At 51.3% G+C, this 19,075-nt stretch carries 10 protein-coding genes, 1 tRNA gene and 3 rRNA genes; 8 read left to right on the top strand and 6 right to left on the bottom strand.

Going from position 1 to position 19,075, the window contains the following annotated elements; genetic code table 11:
• The first annotated feature begins 505 nt into the window (after positions 1-505).
• On the top strand, positions 506-1,870 hold the full coding sequence (locus ACMYSL_RS25520) for an MFS transporter (protein ID WP_112216418.1): 1,365 nt from the start codon (positions 506-508) through the stop codon (positions 1,868-1,870).
• A 42-nt stretch (positions 1,871-1,912) separates the two neighbouring features.
• On the opposite strand, the gene ACMYSL_RS25515 is transcribed toward ACMYSL_RS25520, so the two are convergent.
• Both ACMYSL_RS25515 and ACMYSL_RS25510 read right to left on the bottom strand, forming a co-directional pair.
• Complete coding sequence (locus ACMYSL_RS25515) at positions 1,913-3,256, bottom strand: OprD family outer membrane porin (RefSeq protein ID WP_434660347.1); 1,344 nt, start codon at positions 3,254-3,256, stop codon at positions 1,913-1,915.
• A gap of 84 nt (positions 3,257-3,340) precedes the next feature.
• Entirely contained in the window at positions 3,341-4,120 is a 780-nt protein-coding gene (locus ACMYSL_RS25510; RefSeq protein ID WP_434660345.1) for a histidine phosphatase family protein, read from the bottom strand.
• Positions 4,121-4,613: 493 nt separating this feature from the next.
• On the opposite strand from ACMYSL_RS25510, the gene surE reads away from it, so the two are divergent.
• Positions 4,614-5,489 carry a 5'/3'-nucleotidase SurE gene (gene surE, locus ACMYSL_RS25505; RefSeq protein WP_434660344.1) on the top strand — a complete coding sequence of 292 codons (876 nt, stop codon included), beginning with the start codon at positions 4,614-4,616 and terminating at the stop codon, positions 5,487-5,489.
• A gap of 193 nt (positions 5,490-5,682) precedes the next feature.
• Here the strand turns inward: surE and ACMYSL_RS25500 are convergent, their stop codons facing one another.
• Positions 5,683-6,807 carry a cupin domain-containing protein gene (locus tag ACMYSL_RS25500; RefSeq protein WP_182235961.1) on the bottom strand — a complete coding sequence of 375 codons (1,125 nt, stop codon included), beginning with the start codon at positions 6,805-6,807 and terminating at the stop codon, positions 5,683-5,685.
• 614 nt (positions 6,808-7,421) lie between these two features.
• Here ACMYSL_RS25500 and ACMYSL_RS25495 point away from each other — a divergent pair.
• The 6 genes from ACMYSL_RS25495 to ACMYSL_RS25470 all read left to right on the top strand — a co-directional run bounded on the left by ACMYSL_RS25495 (position 7,422) and on the right by ACMYSL_RS25470 (position 13,650).
• A 16S ribosomal RNA gene (locus tag ACMYSL_RS25495) occupies positions 7,422-8,961 on the top strand.
• Between the two features lie 87 nt (positions 8,962-9,048).
• Positions 9,049-9,123, top strand: a tRNA-Glu gene (locus ACMYSL_RS25490).
• Positions 9,124-9,340: 217 nt separating this feature from the next.
• Positions 9,341-12,246, top strand: a 23S ribosomal RNA gene (locus tag ACMYSL_RS25485).
• 65 nt (positions 12,247-12,311) lie between these two features.
• Positions 12,312-12,427: ribosomal RNA gene (gene rrf, locus ACMYSL_RS25480) — 5S ribosomal RNA — on the top strand.
• The 16S, 23S and 5S rRNA genes sit together here with 1 tRNA gene alongside, the layout of an rRNA operon.
• A gap of 193 nt (positions 12,428-12,620) precedes the next feature.
• A complete protein-coding gene (locus ACMYSL_RS25475) occupies positions 12,621-12,896 on the top strand; it encodes a DUF2574 family protein (RefSeq protein WP_182235963.1) in 276 nt (91 codons plus the stop codon).
• Positions 12,897-13,332: 436 nt separating this feature from the next.
• Positions 13,333-13,650, top strand: coding sequence for a hypothetical protein (locus ACMYSL_RS25470; RefSeq protein WP_181483803.1), 318 nt, complete (start codon positions 13,333-13,335; stop codon positions 13,648-13,650).
• A gap of 34 nt (positions 13,651-13,684) precedes the next feature.
• Here ACMYSL_RS25470 and ACMYSL_RS25465 read toward each other — a convergent pair whose 3' ends face one another.
• From ACMYSL_RS25465 to ACMYSL_RS25455, 3 genes are read right to left on the bottom strand one after another with little or no spacing between them, the layout of a single operon-like run.
• Positions 13,685-14,809 (bottom strand): ABC transporter permease, encoded by a 1,125-nt coding sequence (locus tag ACMYSL_RS25465; protein WP_181483802.1) that lies wholly within the window; start codon positions 14,807-14,809, stop codon positions 13,685-13,687.
• Positions 14,809-17,538 carry a ribosome-associated ATPase/putative transporter RbbA gene (gene rbbA, locus ACMYSL_RS25460; protein WP_434660341.1) on the bottom strand — a complete coding sequence of 910 codons (2,730 nt, stop codon included), beginning with the start codon at positions 17,536-17,538 and terminating at the stop codon, positions 14,809-14,811. The genes ACMYSL_RS25465 and rbbA overlap by 1 nt, the downstream gene beginning before the upstream one ends.
• Complete coding sequence (locus ACMYSL_RS25455) at positions 17,535-18,602, bottom strand: HlyD family secretion protein (RefSeq protein ID WP_304255609.1); 1,068 nt, start codon at positions 18,600-18,602, stop codon at positions 17,535-17,537. Before ACMYSL_RS25455 ends, rbbA begins: the two co-directional genes overlap by 4 nt.
• Between the last annotated feature and the right edge of the window lie 473 nt (positions 18,603-19,075).

The raw sequence follows: 19,075 nt of genomic DNA, 5'->3' as shown, positions 1-19,075 counted from the left end.
CGTGCCGTATCAGCCGCTTCTTTGGTTGCTGATTTCATTAGCTAACTCGAATTAGCAAATTAGGGTAAAAAAAGACAGGGACAAACCCTTTACCGGGATTTTGTGATGGCAATCAATATTGTTTTGTTAAGTTATTGATATTTAAATTTTTATTTAATTTGTTCTGAGTGTGGGGGATAAATGCCTGTAAAAGCGTTGAGAAGGTGGGGAAAAAAGGGTGAAGAGAAGTGGATTGATTATCCTTGATCACTAATTAACGGATATTTTATTTATTTTTAATGAGTTATGTCTTTTTTTAGATCGCCTTACCGGCATCGGTGATTTGCATGAGTGTTAAAATTTAACCGATCCGGGTCACACTCTTTTAGCATTCACGTTGTGAATCTCTGTATCTTGTTATAATTAGCTAATTCGAGTTAGCTTGCTGGCGATTTTCCCTTCGCCACTGCTGTTAGCCAGGCGCCGCCCGATTTAACAATAATGATTCAGGACAGAGGATTTAATGATGACTATGCTTACCTCGCCAGCCATTGCCCCTGCAAAAGACGAACAAACATCGCTACAAAAGCATGAACGAAGAAAGCTGATCACCGTGCTAGGCTCGGGTTTATCCGGCACAACCATCGAGTTCTATGACTTTTTTATTTACGGTACCGCCGCCGCGCTGGTGTTCCCGTCGCTCTTTTTCCCCAATCTCTCACCGCTGATGGCGCTGCTGGTATCCTTCCTGACGCTGTCGATCACCTTTGTGAGCCGACCCATCGGGGCCATCGTTTTTGGCCACTACGGCGATAAAATTGGCCGTAAAAAATCGCTGGTGCTATCGCTGATGATTATGGGAATTTCGACGTTCTGCATTGGTTTAATTCCCAGCTATGACACCATCGGCAACGCCGCGCCGCTGATCTTGATTTTTCTACGTCTCTGTCAGGGATTCGCCATCGGCGGCGAGTGGGGCGGGGCGACCACGCTTATCACCGAATATGCGCCACGCAATCGTCGTGGCTTTTTTGGCACTTTTGTCCAGTTAGGTAACGTGCTTGGATTGTTTATTGCGACTGCCGTTTTCGCGCTGGTGGTGATGCTGCCGGAAGATGACCTGATGTCCTGGGGCTGGCGCGTGCCTTTCCTGCTAAGTATCGCGTTGCTGTTTGTCGGCATGTTTATCCGTTCGCGCATTGAAGAGACGCCGGTATTCCAGGAAAATCAGAAACAGCAGCAGAACGCGCCGAAAGCGGCGGAACAACAGTTTCCGATTCTTGCCGTGCTGAAGCACCATCGCAAAGCGGTGTTCCTGGCGATGGGCATGCGCATGGGGGAGATTGTGCTGGGCTGGCTGACGGTGGCGTTCTTCATGTCGTACGTCACCAGAGAGCTGAACTTCACCCGTGAAACGGCGCTAAATGGCCTACTGTTAGCTAGCTTCGTTGGTATCTTTACCTTCCCATTCTTTGGCTGGCTATCCGATAAAATTGGCCGTCGCCCGGTGTATCTTGCAGGGGCTGCCATCACGCTGATCTTTGCCTTCCCACTGTTCTGGATGATCGATTCTGGCTCGGTGAAAATGTTTATGTTCGCCACCACCTTCTGTTATTCCATTGGGCTGGGGATGATGTTCAGCGTTCAACCCGCTTTCTTTTCGGAGCTATTTGACACCAGCGTGCGCTATACCGGCGTGTCGTTAGGCTTCCAGTTGGCGAATATTGTTGGCGGCTTAACGCCGATGATTGGCACTTTGCTGCTGGTGTGGTCCGGCGGCGAGTCGTGGCCTATCTCGCTGTTCCTTGCCTGTATGGCGCTGATTACCATTCTCTGCGTATGCGTGACGCGGGAAAGCTATAACGATGAACTCAATGATGTGAAGAAGTAATTTGTGAAGGTTTGCCCCGCCAATGGCGGCGGGGCGAGCATATCAGAACAGATTAAACTTATATTCGATAATCACTTCCGAGGAGAGCGAGTTGGCCCGGCTGTAATGACCGTCGGTCAGCACCGGGGTTTTGCCATTCATTTTATAAGACCAGCCCGGTCCGAACATCGCCCAGACGGTGAGGTTTTTCAACCTCGGATGCGTTGGCACCCAGCGGCTAAAGGCGTTGATTTCGCCAGTACGAACATGGTTGCCACGGTAGTTAAACTGGGCAATGTTACCGGCCAGGCCGATAGCCAGTTCTGGCGTCAGGTTGTAATCCGACATATTGGAGAGCACCAGTTCGCCGTCGCGCATATAGTCATTACCTGCATAGGCCATTGAGGTAAAGGTGCCGCGCGAGTTTTTGCTCATGTGACGTGGATAGAATCCCACTTCATTAGCCTTATTGGCATCGGTATAGCCCAGGCCCCATTTGGTGCTCCAGTTGTCGGCCTGCCACTTAACGTCCATAGCGATATGCCAGGCGTCGTCGTCAAAATCACGCTTATTGGCCGGCATGTTTTTGTACTCATCCAGCGCATGGGTGGCGTACACCTGGGTACCAATATTCAGTGCTTTCATCGGCTTAAGATTAGTGAACAGGATATGGCGGCGCAGATAGTTATCGCTTTCACCATAGGCGTACTGCATGTTCAAGAGCTCGCTTTGCCACAGAATATCGCCGCTGGCGATGTGGTTAATATATTGTCCGCTATTGGTCTGAAAGCGTTTCTTATCCGGTGAGTTGCGATCCATCGAGCTTTCGATGTACGCACCACGTAGCGTAAACGGACCATAGTTCACCGCGCCGGTCCAGCCTAAATAGGTCGTCGGTGAGAGGCGGGTGGAGTTGGAGATGACGCCGTAGTTTTTCATCGTCTGCCAGCCCCAACGGGCATTCAGGTTGACGTCTTCCAGGCGGTATTGCAGCTTGACGTTGCGTTGGCCAATTTTTGAAAAACCTTCGGCGTTGCTTTTTTTATTACCGCTGCCGTCATTGTAGAGTACGCCACGGGAGTTAAAGTAATCGCTGGCACCGAGTTTCATCGCCCCGTAGTAGGTGGCATCAAAACCGATAATATCGGCAAAATAACCTGACTGGTAATCCACTGCGACGCCCTGACCCCAGGCGTTATGGACCTTTTTCGGCTCGGTTTCTTCTTCCTTGAGATATTTCCAGTAGTTTTTAAAAGATAAGGACATGTGCGACTGGCTAAATAACGGGTCGTCGAGCACGGTATTAACCATATCGCGTTCTTGAATGCTGTTTTTGGTCGTGGAGGACCAGACGCTGGTGGGAATAGCCAGCATCATAATGGCGACTGTAATTGTATTGATTTTCATAATAAACCCCAGGGTAGGGACGCAGCGATCCGGGCGAGACAATTTCGCCTGCAGCCTGCAGTAATGAATAACTAAATGCTGGTTTTATTTTTTATCGAGAGATTGTTTTCCGGCTTCGACATATTTCATGGTGCCGATTTCAGGAACGGTATATTTCCCGTTTTTATAAACAATTTTAACCACTGCAGCATTGGCGAGTGGTTTGTTTTTCGCGCTATCGTCCGTTAAATCTGAAATCATTATCTGCATTGCAGTGCCGGATGAAATCGCCAGCACGTTTTTATCACCGCGGGCCTGCGCGTTTTCAACGATTGTATGCAGGGCTGCCTGAGTACGCGTTTTGACCTGCTGATAATCTTCCGCCATCCCTTTAGGGTCGGCAGCCGCTAGTGCATTCTGGTTGGTATCAACAGATAGAGTGCCGGCCTTCATTTGGCTGAAAAGCGCGGCGCCATCTTTAAGACCCAACTGTTTTGCCCCTGCGTCGGCCATATCTTTGTTATAGCCACCTTCGAAACCGCCGAAGAACGCTTCGCGCAGGCCGCTTAGTTCAGTAAGTTGGTAATTGCTCACTCCGGCTTGCTTAAGGATTACCTGCATGGTCTCACGCTGGCGTCCGGCATCGCTGGAATAGAAGCTATCAAATGGAATGTCTTTTAACCCTTCGCCAAGATAGCGTGCGACGCGGATACCGTCTTCGGTAAGCGGTGAATCTACCCAACCCTGAACGCGATCGAAAGTATTCAGCAGCGTTTTGCCATGGCGGGCAAAATAGATATTTACTCCGTCATCATTTTTGACCTCAGCGGCGGAACAGGTTGCCGCTCCTGCCGTCATCATTAATGCGATTAGCCACTTCTTCATATTATTCTCCATTTGCATGGTCTTTTTATAAGCAAAAAAAAACCTACCTCAGATATCCGATGCGAAGCATAAATAACATCATGCGTGCTCGAACTTTCTGACGTAGGTTTCGCCTGTTCTTTAACAGTAACAATCCAACATCGACTACGGTATCACCAAATATTCTAAAAAACATCCCTTGTGATTATTGATGTCAATAAATGTGATCATCTTCATGGAGTTGATTTTGTGATTGAGAAGTTTCTCATGATTAAATTTCGGATTAATTGGTGGTTTTTTATTGAAATAACATTCAGTGCTTGAAGTCTGTCACAAAATACAGCGTCATACGCTGGACTCTTCACTCATCAGGCGTTATTTTTCCTTCACTTTGGGATTGTTACTGACCACAGGCAAAACCTAAGCCCCCTGTACGCCAATTTGGCTTGCGGCAGGGGGCTTAGGTTTTTTTTTGCGCCTAAGAAATATCTCTGCTACCCAATAAGGAATGAATATGAGAACGAAAATCCTGACTGCCGCCATTCTGGCGCTATCCGCCGCCTCAGTTCAGGCTGCTGAAAAACCGCTGAAAATACTGCTGGTTAATGACGATGGTTGTCAGTCTGTTGGCACCACTTCGTTGCAGGAAAAATTGGCGGCAAAAGGGTATGACGTCTGGATGGTGGCCCCGGCAACCAACCAGAGCGGTATCGGTTCGGCAATCACCTTTAAGACGGGGAAAGTTTTTGACGTTAAAAAAACTGCTGACAAGCGCTACTGCTTCCCCGGAACACCCGCTGATGCGCTGGATTTTGGCCTGTGGGGCGTGCTGAAAGACGCGCCGCCGGATCTGGTGATTTCGGGCGTCAATGATGGCCCTAATACCGGCATGGCACAGGTTAACTCCGGTACTGTGAGCGCGGCGGTTCGCGCCTTGCGCTACGGTTTCCCGGCGATTGCCGCCAGCATCGGCTATCGTTTCACAGAAGAAGAGATGAAAAACAAGTGGCCGAGTACTCATAAATATTGGCCTGACTCGGTGGATTATGTCGTTACGCTGGTGGATAAACTTAATGCCGCCCATAAACCGGGTAGTCCAATTTTGCCGCAGGGATCGGGGTTGAGTATCAACTATCCGCCGCTGCCGTCGGCTGAAATCAAAGGTGTTCATTATATTGAGAATGAACAATACCCTGCGCCGCAGATTGGCTATGAACTGCTGGCGGACGGAACGGCAAAACAGACGATGAACCCGGAAGCGATGAAACCAGCAGAAGGGGATAATGACTCGGGCTGGTTGAATAAAGGATATATCACATACACCCTGTTTGATGGTTCATGGAACGCGCCGCAGTTCCAGGCTCAGTACGAGACTTTGCTTGGAAAATGATGCTATAGCGATATAAAAGAAGAAGGCGCTTTATTCGCGCCTTCTATACCCGTCATACTTCAAGTTGCATGTGCGTTGGCTACGTTCGCTCACCCCAGTCATTTACTTAAGTAAGCTCCCGGGGATTCACTTACTTGCCGCCTTCCCGCAACCCGAATTATTTAGGGTATATATATGAACTGATGTTGAAATGCTATTCGTCGAAGAACCAGTAGCCCTGGTTAATCAAACGGGTCAGGTCGGCAGTGAAGGCAGGATTTTTCAGCGCAGCTTCACCCAGTTCATCTTTGCCCAAAAGGGTATAGCGGCAAAGCGCATCCAGGGCATTGGGTTCTGTAGGCTCCAGTTGCTCACTATTCACAAAGAAGCTCTCGCCGATGTGCAATACGCGCAGGCCGCTCAGGCGAGTGAGCATTTCACCGCCCATTAACGCATCGACAATCTCTTCTTCTTCAAAAGGCGGTTCAGCAGGCGCAATATCCAGTTCGTGACGCGGTGTGGTGGCAAAGCGCCCAAACCACTGCCTGAAGTCCTCCGGCTGGCTAATCATCTCGATCATCATGTCGCGCAGACGTTCGAGCTCATACTCTTCTACCCGGCCCGGATGCTCACGGCAGGTTAAATCAGGATCGCTGTAGTGCTCGCCGCCAAGATCGTTCTCTAGCGCATAATCGGCAAAGCTGCTGATCAGATCGCGGCCATTAGGGCCACGGAAGCCGACGGAGTAGTTCAGCGCCGTTTCATGGGTAATACCGTCGTGCGGGAATCCCGGTGGAATATACAGAATATCGCCAGGCTCCAGATCCTCATCAATAATCGGTGCGAACGGATCAACATGCAGCAGCGCGGGATGCGGACAGAACTGACGCATCGGCAGTTTGTCGCCCACGCGCCAGCGCCGGCTACCCATACCCTGAATAATAAAGACATCGTACTGGTCGATATGCGGGCCAACGCCGCCGCCCGGTACGGAAAAAGAGATCATAAGATCGTCTAAGCGCCAATCCGGCAGCACGCGGAAAGGACGAACCAGTTCAGCAGCAGGCATGTGCCAGTGATTTACGGCCTGCGCCAGCAATGACCAGCCCGTTTCGCCGAGACCATCAAAATGTTCAAATGGACCGTTGCTGGCCTGCCATTGCCCGTTCGTCAGGCTCACCAGTCGGCTATCGACTTCCGGCTCCATGGCCAACCCTGCCAGCTCATCTGGCGTAATCGGATCGATGAAGTCTGTGAAAGCCTTCTTTAATACTACCGGCTGCTTTTGCCAGTACTTTTCTAAAAACTCGGGCCAGTTAATGTTGAGTTGATAAGCCATAGGTTCACACCAATAAGAAGAAACGGGCCTGATTATAGAAAGCCGCGACCTCGCGCTGCCTTGTCATGGGTCAAGGGTGTTGCTTAATTCATCACTTGAGGTAGCTACATAAGAAAAGAAAAGGGAGGTCTGGAGGGGGGGGGCGAGATTAGCGTTAATTTTCGCGAAAATTCATGTTTGACGATGAATCTCTCCAGACCGCATGGAGCCTGGGTTTTCTTTGCTTTTATCGATATGGCTTCACTCTGAAAGTTCAAATTATGAACGCTTGATAAGTTTTTTGTATTTTAAGGGTTGCTATATCCGGGGAGCTCCCTATAATGCGCTCCCACTGACACGGCGGATGTGAATCACTTCACACAAACAGCCGGGTTGGTTGAAGAGAAAAACCTGAAAATAAGAGGTTGACTCTGAAAGAGGAAAGCGTAATATACGCCACCTCGCAACGGTGAGCGAAAGCCGCGTTGCACTGCTCTTTAACAATTTATCAGACAATCTGTGTGGGCACTCAAAGTGACATGGATTCTTAACGTCGCAAGACGAAAAATGAATACCAAGTCTCTGAGTGAACATACGTAATTCATTACGAAGTTTAATTCACGAGCATCAAACTTAAATTGAAGAGTTTGATCATGGCTCAGATTGAACGCTGGCGGCAGGCCTAACACATGCAAGTCGAGCGGTAGCACAGAGAGCTTGCTCTCGGGTGACGAGCGGCGGACGGGTGAGTAATGTCTGGGAAACTGCCTGATGGAGGGGGATAACTACTGGAAACGGTAGCTAATACCGCATAACGTCGCAAGACCAAAGTGGGGGACCTTCGGGCCTCATGCCATCAGATGTGCCCAGATGGGATTAGCTTGTTGGTGAGGTAACGGCTCACCAAGGCGACGATCCCTAGCTGGTCTGAGAGGATGACCAGCCACACTGGAACTGAGACACGGTCCAGACTCCTACGGGAGGCAGCAGTGGGGAATATTGCACAATGGGCGCAAGCCTGATGCAGCCATGCCGCGTGTATGAAGAAGGCCTTCGGGTTGTAAAGTACTTTCAGCGAGGAGGAAGGGGATGTGGTTAATAACCGCATTCATTGACGTTACTCGCAGAAGAAGCACCGGCTAACTCCGTGCCAGCAGCCGCGGTAATACGGAGGGTGCAAGCGTTAATCGGAATTACTGGGCGTAAAGCGCACGCAGGCGGTCTGTCAAGTCGGATGTGAAATCCCCGGGCTCAACCTGGGAACTGCATTCGAAACTGGCAGGCTAGAGTCTTGTAGAGGGGGGTAGAATTCCAGGTGTAGCGGTGAAATGCGTAGAGATCTGGAGGAATACCGGTGGCGAAGGCGGCCCCCTGGACAAAGACTGACGCTCAGGTGCGAAAGCGTGGGGAGCAAACAGGATTAGATACCCTGGTAGTCCACGCTGTAAACGATGTCGACTTGGAGGTTGTTCCCTTGAGGAGTGGCTTCCGGAGCTAACGCGTTAAGTCGACCGCCTGGGGAGTACGGCCGCAAGGTTAAAACTCAAATGAATTGACGGGGGCCCGCACAAGCGGTGGAGCATGTGGTTTAATTCGATGCAACGCGAAGAACCTTACCTACTCTTGACATCCAGAGAACTTTCCAGAGATGGATTGGTGCCTTCGGGAACTCTGAGACAGGTGCTGCATGGCTGTCGTCAGCTCGTGTTGTGAAATGTTGGGTTAAGTCCCGCAACGAGCGCAACCCTTATCCTTTGTTGCCAGCGGTTCGGCCGGGAACTCAAAGGAGACTGCCAGTGATAAACTGGAGGAAGGTGGGGATGACGTCAAGTCATCATGGCCCTTACGAGTAGGGCTACACACGTGCTACAATGGCATATACAAAGAGAAGCGACCTCGCGAGAGCAAGCGGACCTCATAAAGTATGTCGTAGTCCGGATCGGAGTCTGCAACTCGACTCCGTGAAGTCGGAATCGCTAGTAATCGTGGATCAGAATGCCACGGTGAATACGTTCCCGGGCCTTGTACACACCGCCCGTCACACCATGGGAGTGGGTTGCAAAAGAAGTAGGTAGCTTAACCTTCGGGAGGGCGCTTACCACTTTGTGATTCATGACTGGGGTGAAGTCGTAACAAGGTAACCGTAGGGGAACCTGCGGTTGGATCACCTCCTTACCTTAAAGAACCTGCCTTTGTAGTGCTCACACAGATTGTCTGATGAATGTAAAGAAGCAAGACGGCTGCGAAGTCGCGACACCTCGTGTCCCCTTCGTCTAGCGGTTAGGACTCCGCCCTTTCACGGCGGCAACAGGGGTTCGAATCCCCTAGGGGACGCCACTTGCTGGCTGTGAGTGAAAGACACAACCCACCGATATCTCAAAACTAACTCAGTGAGTTACGTTTGAGATATTTGCTCTTTAAAAATCTGGATCAAGCTGAAAATTGAAACGACACGCTGCGTCTGTTCTCCGTAATAAGAACAGCATGACGGTGTGTTCGAGTCTCTCAAATTTTTGCAGCACGAAGTGTTTTACGAAACATCTTCGGGTTGTGAGGTTAAGCGACTAAGCGTACACGGTGGATGCCCTGGCAGTCAGAGGCGATGAAGGACGTGCTAATCTGCGATAAGCGTCGGTAAGGTGATATGAACCGTTATAACCGACGATTTCCGAATGGGGAAACCCAGTGTGATCCGTCACACTATCGTTAAGTGAATACATAGCTTAACGAAGCGAACCGGGGGAACTGAAACATCTAAGTACCCCGAGGAAAAGAAATCAACCGAGATTCCCCCAGTAGCGGCGAGCGAACGGGGAGGAGCCCAGAGTCTGAATCAGTTTGTGTGTTAGTGGAAGCGTCTGGAAAGTCGCAGGGTACAGGGTGATACTCCCGTACACAAAAACGCACAGGCTGTGAACTCGAAGAGTAGGGCGGGACACGTGGTATCCTGTCTGAATATGGGGGACCATCCTCCAAGGCTAAATACTCCTGACTGACCGATAGTGAACCAGTACCGTGAGGGAAAGGCGAAAAGAACCCCGGCGAGGGGAGTGAAACAGAACCTGAAACCGTGTACGTACAAGCAGTAGGAGCCCACTTGTTGGGTGACTGCGTACCTTTTGTATAATGGGTCAGCGACTTATATTCTGTAGCAAGGTTAACCGTATAGGGGAGCCGCAGGGAAACCGAGTCTTAACTGGGCGTTAAGTTGCAGGGTATAGACCCGAAACCCGGTGATCTAGCCATGGGCAGGTTGAAGGTTGGGTAACACTAACTGGAGGACCGAACCGACTAATGTTGAAAAATTAGCGGATGACTTGTGGCTGGGGGTGAAAGGCCAATCAAACCGGGAGATAGCTGGTTCTCCCCGAAAGCTATTTAGGTAGCGCCTCGTGAACTCATCTTCGGGGGTAGAGCACTGTTTCGGCTAGGGGGTCATCCCGACTTACCAACCCGATGCAAACTACGAATACCGAAGAATGTTATCACGGGAGACACACGGCGGGTGCTAACGTCCGTCGTGAAGAGGGAAACAACCCAGACCGCCAGCTAAGGTCCCAAAGTCATGGTTAAGTGGGAAACGATGTGGGAAGGCACAGACAGCCAGGATGTTGGCTTAGAAGCAGCCATCATTTAAAGAAAGCGTAATAGCTCACTGGTCGAGTCGGCCTGCGCGGAAGATGTAACGGGGCTAAACCATGCACCGAAGCTGCGGCAGCGACGCTTATGCGTTGTTGGGTAGGGGAGCGTTCTGTAAGCCGTTGAAGGTGGCCTGTGAGGGTTGCTGGAGGTATCAGAAGTGCGAATGCTGACATAAGTAACGATAAAGCGGGTGAAAAGCCCGCTCGCCGGAAGACCAAGGGTTCCTGTCCAACGTTAATCGGGGCAGGGTGAGTCGACCCCTAAGGCGAGGCCGAAAGGCGTAGTCGATGGGAAACAGGTTAATATTCCTGTACTCGGTGTTACTGCGAAGGGGGGACGGAGAAGGCTATGTTAGCCGGGCGACGGTTGTCCCGGTTTAAGCATGTAGGCGGATGTTCCAGGTAAATCCGGAACGTTATTCAACGCTGAGGTGTGATGACGAGGCACTACGGTGCTGAAGTAACAAATGCCCTGCTTCCAGGAAAAGCCTCTAAGCATCAGGTAACATCAAATCGTACCCCAAACCGACACAGGTGGTCAGGTAGAGAATACCAAGGCGCTTGAGAGAACTCGGGTGAAGGAACTAGGCAAAATGGTGCCGTAACTTCGGGAGAAGGCACGCTGATGGTAGGTGAAGTGACTTGCTCATGGAGCTGAAATCAGTCGAAGATACCAGCTGGCTGCAACTGTTTATTAAAAACACAGCACTGTGCAAACACGAAAGTGGACGTATACGGTGTGACGCCTGCCCGGTGCCGGAAGGTTAATTGATGGGGTTATCCTCGCGGAGAAGCTCTTGATCGAAGCCCCGGTAAACGGCGGCCGTAACTATAACGGTCCTAAGGTAGCGAAATTCCTTGTCGGGTAAGTTCCGACCTGCACGAATGGCGTAATGATGGCCAGGCTGTCTCCACCCGAGACTCAGTGAAATTGAACTCGCTGTGAAGATGCAGTGTACCCGCGGCAAGACGGAAAGACCCCGTGAACCTTTACTATAGCTTGACACTGAACACTGGTCCTTGATGTGTAGGATAGGTGGGAGGCTTTGAAGTGTGGACGCCAGTCTGCATGGAGCCATCCTTGAAATACCACCCTTTAATGGCTGGTGTTCTAACGTGGACCCGTAATCCGGGTTGCGGACAGTGTCTGGTGGGTAGTTTGACTGGGGCGGTCTCCTCCTAAAGAGTAACGGAGGAGCACGAAGGTTAGCTAATCCTGGTCGGACATCAGGAGGTTAGTGCAATGGCATAAGCTAGCTTGACTGCGAGCGTGACGGCGCGAGCAGGTGCGAAAGCAGGTCATAGTGATCCGGTGGTTCTGAATGGAAGGGCCATCGCTCAACGGATAAAAGGTACTCCGGGGATAACAGGCTGATACCGCCCAAGAGTTCATATCGACGGCGGTGTTTGGCACCTCGATGTCGGCTCATCACATCCTGGGGCTGAAGTAGGTCCCAAGGGTATGGCTGTTCGCCATTTAAAGTGGTACGCGAGCTGGGTTTAGAACGTCGTGAGACAGTTCGGTCCCTATCTGCCGTGGGCGCTGGAGAATTGAGGGGGCTGCTCCTAGTACGAGAGGACCGGAGTGGACGCATCACTGGTGTTCGGGTTGTCATGCCAATGGCATTGCCCGGTAGCTAAATGCGGAAGAGATAAGTGCTGAAAGCATCTAAGCACGAAACTTGCCCCGAGATGAGTTCTCCCTGACTCCTTGAGAGTCCTGAAGGAACGTTGAAGACGACGACGTTGATAGGCCGGGTGTGTAAGCGTAGCGATACGTTGAGCTAACCGGTACTAATGAACCGTGAGGCTTAACCTTACAACGCCGAAGATGTTTTGGCGGAATTGAGAGAATTTCAGCTTGATACAGATAAACAGAATTTGCCTGGCGGCGACAGCGCGGTGGTCCCACCTGACCCCATGCCGAACTCAGAAGTGAAACGCCGTAGCGCCGATGGTAGTGTGGGGTCTCCCCATGTGAGAGTAGGGAACTGCCAGGCATTAATTAAGTGAAGAGCCCATCCTGACGGATGGGCTTTTTGCGTTTTTATGGTATGAGGAATCTTCAAGCCAGTTGGTGGCATGAATGTTTTATCTGGCACTACAGCACGACTATATTCCTTATAACGTCTGGTTTTATCATCACTTTACTTCTATCTTTCTATTACTATCCTGTTACGAGCTACAAAACCAATGAAAATGGCGCTGATTGGGATTTTGACTTTAGCTCATGGAGTGAGTTCAGCAACTTTTGCTGCTGATACCGCAACACTCACCATCACTGGGCAAGTTGTATCACTTACCTGTCATACTGATATTGTTGCCGGGCAACTGCGACAGTTATGCGGTCATGACTTGTATCCTGTTGATGCGAAATATGTTTCTTCTATTTCACGTGGTGTAGTCACCAAAACAGTTAATGTTCCAGGAGATTTAACTCGAAAGGTTATCGTTAGTAGTTACGATTAAGGGAAATTTTTACTTCAACATCATTTTTATCGGAAAATAATCGCCCAATAAGTAATGAAATGAATAAACTCATTGAGCGAGGACTGTTTTATTTATTATTTTAATTTTATTAATATAATTTAAATAAATATAAACCCATTCCTTAATGTTTTGTTTAAATTAAATAGACCGTAAGTTTTATTAAAATATTCAGTTGCGTTAATGTAATTATATTAACAAACTGATGCGATATTCTCATTCTATACCTGGTAATGGCTATAATGGCTGGACTTTTTCAGGCAAATGACTTAGTGTTCTTAACACTTTGTTAACTCGATCTGGTTTAAGTTAATTCAAATTTGATAAAAATATAGGGTGCATTGCCTGTATGGAAGCTAACCCGGTAACGTCTTCAGACGAATAATGCATGTTACCGGCTGGCAATATGAGAATATAAATGAAAATTCTGATCAACTGGCCTCCTTTGCGCCAACTTATAAAATATATACAAGAGCGCTTCACCTTTCTGGTTTTGCTCTGTTGGCCAGCTATCATCTGGTTGGTTTGTCGGGCGCTTGTCTGGTTAGCTGATGGGATAATGATGCTGCTGGGAAAACCTGTTGAGCACTCATTTACCGTGTATCTTCAGCCATTTATGACGATGAGTACGTTACTGCGAATCTCGGTCTGCTGGGTGCTGCTGCTGGTCATTCTGTTCAGCATGGCTATGGGGTTTACCTGGCTACTGCGTCGCTTTATGAACCGCAATAAATAAATCGATAGCCGCTACCAGCGGTAGCGGCATAAACTCAGGCCATCTCGCCGATAGTCTTACGAAAACGCAGCAGTGCAATCGTAAAAAATACGCCACCGATAGCCAGCAGCGTCAGAAACTGCGGCCAGACAATCGCAAAATCTGCGCCTCGATATAGAATTGCCTGCGCCAGGCTGACGAAATGAGTTGTCGGCATGGTGAGCATGATGTCCTGCACCGCCTGCGGCATACTTTCTCGTGGCGTTGATCCCCCGGATAGCATCTGAAGTGGTAGCAGCACCAGAATCATCAACAGTCCTAACTGCGGCATCGAGCGGGCCACTGTTCCCATAAATATTCCAATTGAGGTAGTAGCAAACAGGCTCAGAGCTACTCCAAGCATAAACAGCGGTATAGAGCCTTCAATCGGTACCTGCAACACTCCCTGGACCATCAATATAAGCGATAATCCAGAAACGACCAGCACCACCAAACCCATTGACCAGATCTTTGCCATCATAATTTCAAACGGCGTCACCGGCATCACCAGCAGGTGCTCCACGGTTCCATGCTCTCGTTCACGTATCAACGCCGAACCGGTAAGCACGATGGCCAGCATAGTAATATTGTTTATAATCGCCATTACGGCCCCGAAACGTTCCTGTTCCAGATTCGGGTTAAAACGCATCCTGACGGCTAGCTCGACTGGCAACGTGCTGTTATCCCGATAGCGGGCGACAAAGCTATTCACCTCACCAGTTACGATATTCTGGATATAGCTATTGCCGGTAAACGCCTGGCTCATTCGCGTCGCGTCAACGTTTACCTGCAGTTCCGGCTGGCGTCCGGCTAAAACATCACGCTGAAAATTAGGGGGAATATTAATCGCGAATGTATATCGCCCGGCATCCAGCCCAGCGTCCATTTCATCAGCGGTAATCAGCTCAGGGGGTAAAAACCAGGGACGATAAAAACCGTTGATAATGCGCGATGAGAGCTGTGATTTATCCATATCCGCAATAGCGATAGGGGCTAAATGTAACGACCCCGGCATAACGGTAGCGGAGGAGTAAACCGAGACGGTAAAGGCGAAGACAATTAATGTCAGCATCGCCTTATCGCCAAGCAGGCTGCGTAGCTCTTTCATGCCTAAATTATAAATATTGCGTAATCCGCGCATTATCCCTCCTGTTTTTTCAGCAGCCACACGCTCAGGCCCAGCACCAGCGGAACCGCAATAAGCAGTGGTATGAAGGATGCCCACAGGTCCGTCAGATTTAGCGCTTTGGAAAACGTTCCTCGCGCAATGGTCAGAAAGTGGCTGGTTGGATAAATCTGGCCAATCCAGCGGCCCGGTCCTTCCAGAGACGCGACGGGATCGATCATCCCCGAGAACTGCGTCGCCGGGATAAGCGTAATAATCGCGGTACCGAAAATCGCCGCAATCTGGCTTTTCATAAAGGTTGAGATCAGTAGGCCAAGCCCGGTGGCAATAGTGACATAGAGTAGTGCGGCCAGCGTAAGCGTCAGGAAGCTCCCTTTATGCGGTACGCCAAAGACAAACACCGACAGTGCACATAGTAGAAAGAAGTTAAACATCCCCAGCACGATATACGGCACCTGTTTGCCCAGAAGAAATTCACTGCGGGTGGTCGGCGTCACGTACAGATTGATGATCGAGCCCAGCTCTTTCTCACGCACTACGCTGAGCGCGCTGAGCATCGCCGGGATCATCATCAACAGCAGCGGAATAACCGCTGGAACAATCGCCGGCAGACTCTTCACGTCCGGGTTATAGCGATAGCGGGTTTCAATAGAAATCAGCGAGGTATCGCGATTGGGGCTGGCCTGGCGACCGGCCATCTCCTGAAGCCAGGCCAAATGCATCGCCTGCACGTAGCCGCGCACCGTTTCCGCCCGGTTTGGCATTGCGCCATCAACCCACACGCCGATTTGCACTGGCGTTCCCCGAGCGATGTCGCGGCCAAAATTAGGCGGAATTTCGATAGCCACCGCTAGCTCGCCGTTGCGCATCCGCCGATCCAGTTCACTGTAGCTTTGCAGCGGCGGCTGTTCGATAAAATAGCGTGAACCGGCGATATTCTGCGACCAGCCCTGGCTGCTGACGGTTTGATCGCGGTCGAGTACCGCAAATCGCAGATCCTCGACATCCATACTGATCCCATAGCCCATAATAAACATCAGGATCACCGTGCCCAGCAATGCCAGAGTCGATCGTACCGGATCGCGACGTAGCTCCAGCGCTTCGCGACGGCTGTAGCTAAACAGGCGGCGCAAGCTAAACGCCTGACGCGGAGCAATGGTTTCGGTTTTGTGTTCAATCATGGGAATCGGCGCAGCCTCAGCAGTTGGCGGCTGTGCGGCATCTGCTGCCTCCTGTAGCCAGGCGATAAAGGCCTCTTCGAGACTGGCCGACCCGCGCTGTTCGACCAGCGCCTGCGGCGTATCGCTGGCCAGCACTTTGCCAGCATGCATCAGCGAAATGCGATCGCAGCGCTCGGCTTCATTCATAAAGTGGGTGGAGATAAAGATTGTCACCCGATCCTGACGGGCCAGATCGACCATCAGCTGCCAGAACATATCTCGGGCCACGGGATCGACGCCAGAGGTGGGTTCATCAAGAATTAACATTTCCGGACGGTGAATTACCGCGACCGCCAGCGATAGCCGCTGCCGAATACCTAACGGCAGCGAGGCGGGCAGGGTGTCTTCAACGTCTTGCAGCATAAAACGCTGGCTCATTTCGGCGACCCGGCCGGGGATCTCCGCATCCGGAATATGGAACAGCCGGGCATGTAGCTCGAGGTTTTGCCTAACGGTCAGTTCACTGTAGAGGGAAAAGGCCTGCGACATATAGCCGACGCGGCGGCGGGTTTCAATATCCTTCGGGTCGACCGGCTGGCCAAATAGCCAGGCCTCGCCCTCGCTGGCCGGCAGCAGCCCGGTCAGCATTTTCATGGTTGTTGATTTACCGCAGCCGTTGGAGCCGAGGAAACCGAAGATTTCGCCGCGGGCGATACGAAAGTTCACGTGATCAACGGCGACAAAATTGCCAAAGCGCATCGTCAGGCCGCGAGCTTCAATGGCGATTTCGCTCTCCTCTGCGTTGCGCGGTGGAATGATCACCTCTTTATGCGCCAGGCGCTGGGCTTCGGGAAGCAGGGCGATGAATGCCTGCTCCAGCGTCTGGCTCGCCGTTTGCACTTTTAGCTCTTCTGCGCTGCCGGTCGCCAGAACTTCTCCCGCATTCATGGCGACCAGCCAGTCAAAACGTTCAGCCTCTTCCATATAGGCGGTGGCGACCAGCACGCTCATCTCCGGCTGGCGCTGGCGAATGCTGTCGATCAGATCCCAAAACTGCGCGCGGGAGAGGGGATCGACGCCGGTGGTTGGTTCATCAAGGATCAGCAACTGTGGGTCGTGAATGAGCGCGCAGCACAGGCCAAGCTTTTGCTTCATTCCGCCGGAGAGCTTCCCCGCTGGACGGTCGCGAAACGGTGCCAGACCGGTACTTTGCAAAAGCTCATTGATTCGGTTTTCGCGCTCGGCTTTATCATGACCAAACAGGCGAGCGAAGAAGTCGACGTTTTCATAGACCGACAGGGTGTGGTAGAGGTTTTTCCCCAACCCCTGCGGCATCCAGGCGATTTTCGGGCACACGTCCTGGCGGTGACGCACATCGCTCATGTCGCCGCCGAGCACCATCACGTTACCGTGCTCAATGACTCGCGCGCCGGAAATCAGCGAGAGCAGGCTGGACTTGCCGACGCCGTCTGGCCCGATCAGGCCCACCATACAGCGGGCGGGAATGTTCAGCGTAATATCCTTTAGCGCGGTGGTCGTGCCAAAGTGCTGGCTCACGTTTTCCAGACGGGCGACGGTTTTCATTGCGGCAACCTCACCATCAGCGCTTCAGGCCACGCCTTCTGGCTATCCAGACGCACCCAGGCCATGCCGGGAAGGCCGGTTTTCACATACTCAAGATGCTGTTCCAGCAGCTCCGGCGGAATGCGGGCTTTGACGCGGAACATCAGCTTCAGCCGTTCGTCGCTGGTTTCCACCGTTTTGGGGGTAAATTGCGCCACGCTAGCGACAAAACTGATATTGGCAGGAATAACCAGATTCGGCGCGGCATCGAGGATAATGCGTGCTTCGCTGCCGAGCGCCAAAAGGCCCGCCTGTTCGGTCGGCAGGAAGAAGGTCATATAGACATCAGATAGGTCGACCATATTCAGCACCCGACCGCCCGCCGCCAGCACTTCTCCCGGTTCGGCAACACGATACTGAATGCGGCCATCACGTGGCGCTTTCAGTTCGCTATCGTCGATATCGGCGATAATCCGCCGCTCGGTAGCCTGAGCTGCCTCAACGCGGGTTTGCGCCTGAATAATACTGGTGCGGGCTGCCTCAATGGCTGCTCTGGCCGCAGAGACCTGCGCTTTCGCTGATTCCAGAGCAGCCCTGGCGCTTTCCGCCGCCGCCTGGTCATCATCAAGCTGTTGAGCGGAGACCGCGCCACGCTGCGACAGGGTGTTGGAACGGACATGGCGTTTGGCGGCGGAATTGAGTTCAGCCTGCCGCTGCTTCACGACCGCCTCGGCAGCGCGCATTTCGCTTTGACGCTGATCGAGCAGCGCTTTTGCTGCGGCAATCGAACTTTCCGCTTCCTTAATTTGCGCGGCGGCCTCCAGTCGTTGTTCATTGAGAACGCGGATGTCCATGCGGGCTAAGACTTCGCCCTGACGCACAAACTGTCCCTCTTTGACCAGAATCGAGTCGATACGACCGGCGGTTTTGGTGGCTATATCGACTTCGGTCGCCTCGATTCTACCGTTGCTGTTGGCAAAGCCTGCCGGAAGCCCTGGTGGGCGCAACATCCACCATGCCGCGGCGGCAATGACCACCAGTAAACCAATAACGTATCCTGTCCAACGCCGTTTGATTTTGTCCATACGCGACTCGCTTTGCTCCGTTTGCTGAGTGGTGCGCGTTTCTCCTCCGCGTAGCGAAGTATCGTCTTTCCAGGAAAAGAAGGGATGGGGGAAAAGGCCAACCGGCGCATGACGTCGTGTGACGCTGCTGGCCAGTCAGAAAGAGGTGCGATTAATGTGGTCATCATCAGCAATCCTCGCCTTAAATGAAACACGCATATCTATTGCTACCGTCAATGCAATACTAACACCCGCAATGAATATGTCCATATACAAAACATGGACTTGTCGCAGAGTTAACATAAAAAAAACAGCTGAGGCGCGGTGAGGCAATATTACCCATGATGCTTATTGGGTTTAATGCTCTGGGCCTTGCTCATACAATCTTCATCGTTCTTCATTAAATCATCATACTTATAAGCCATTTCTCAATGCTAATAACCAGAGGGTATTATTGGTGGGGGGCTGTCGCATTTTTAATCTGGTTGCTCCCG

This window comes from Klebsiella sp. MISC125, from assembly GCF_051131775.1.
In the GTDB taxonomy this organism is placed as follows: Bacteria; Pseudomonadota; Gammaproteobacteria; order Enterobacterales; family Enterobacteriaceae; genus Klebsiella.
This window is presented reverse-complemented; position numbering and strand designations above follow the sequence as displayed.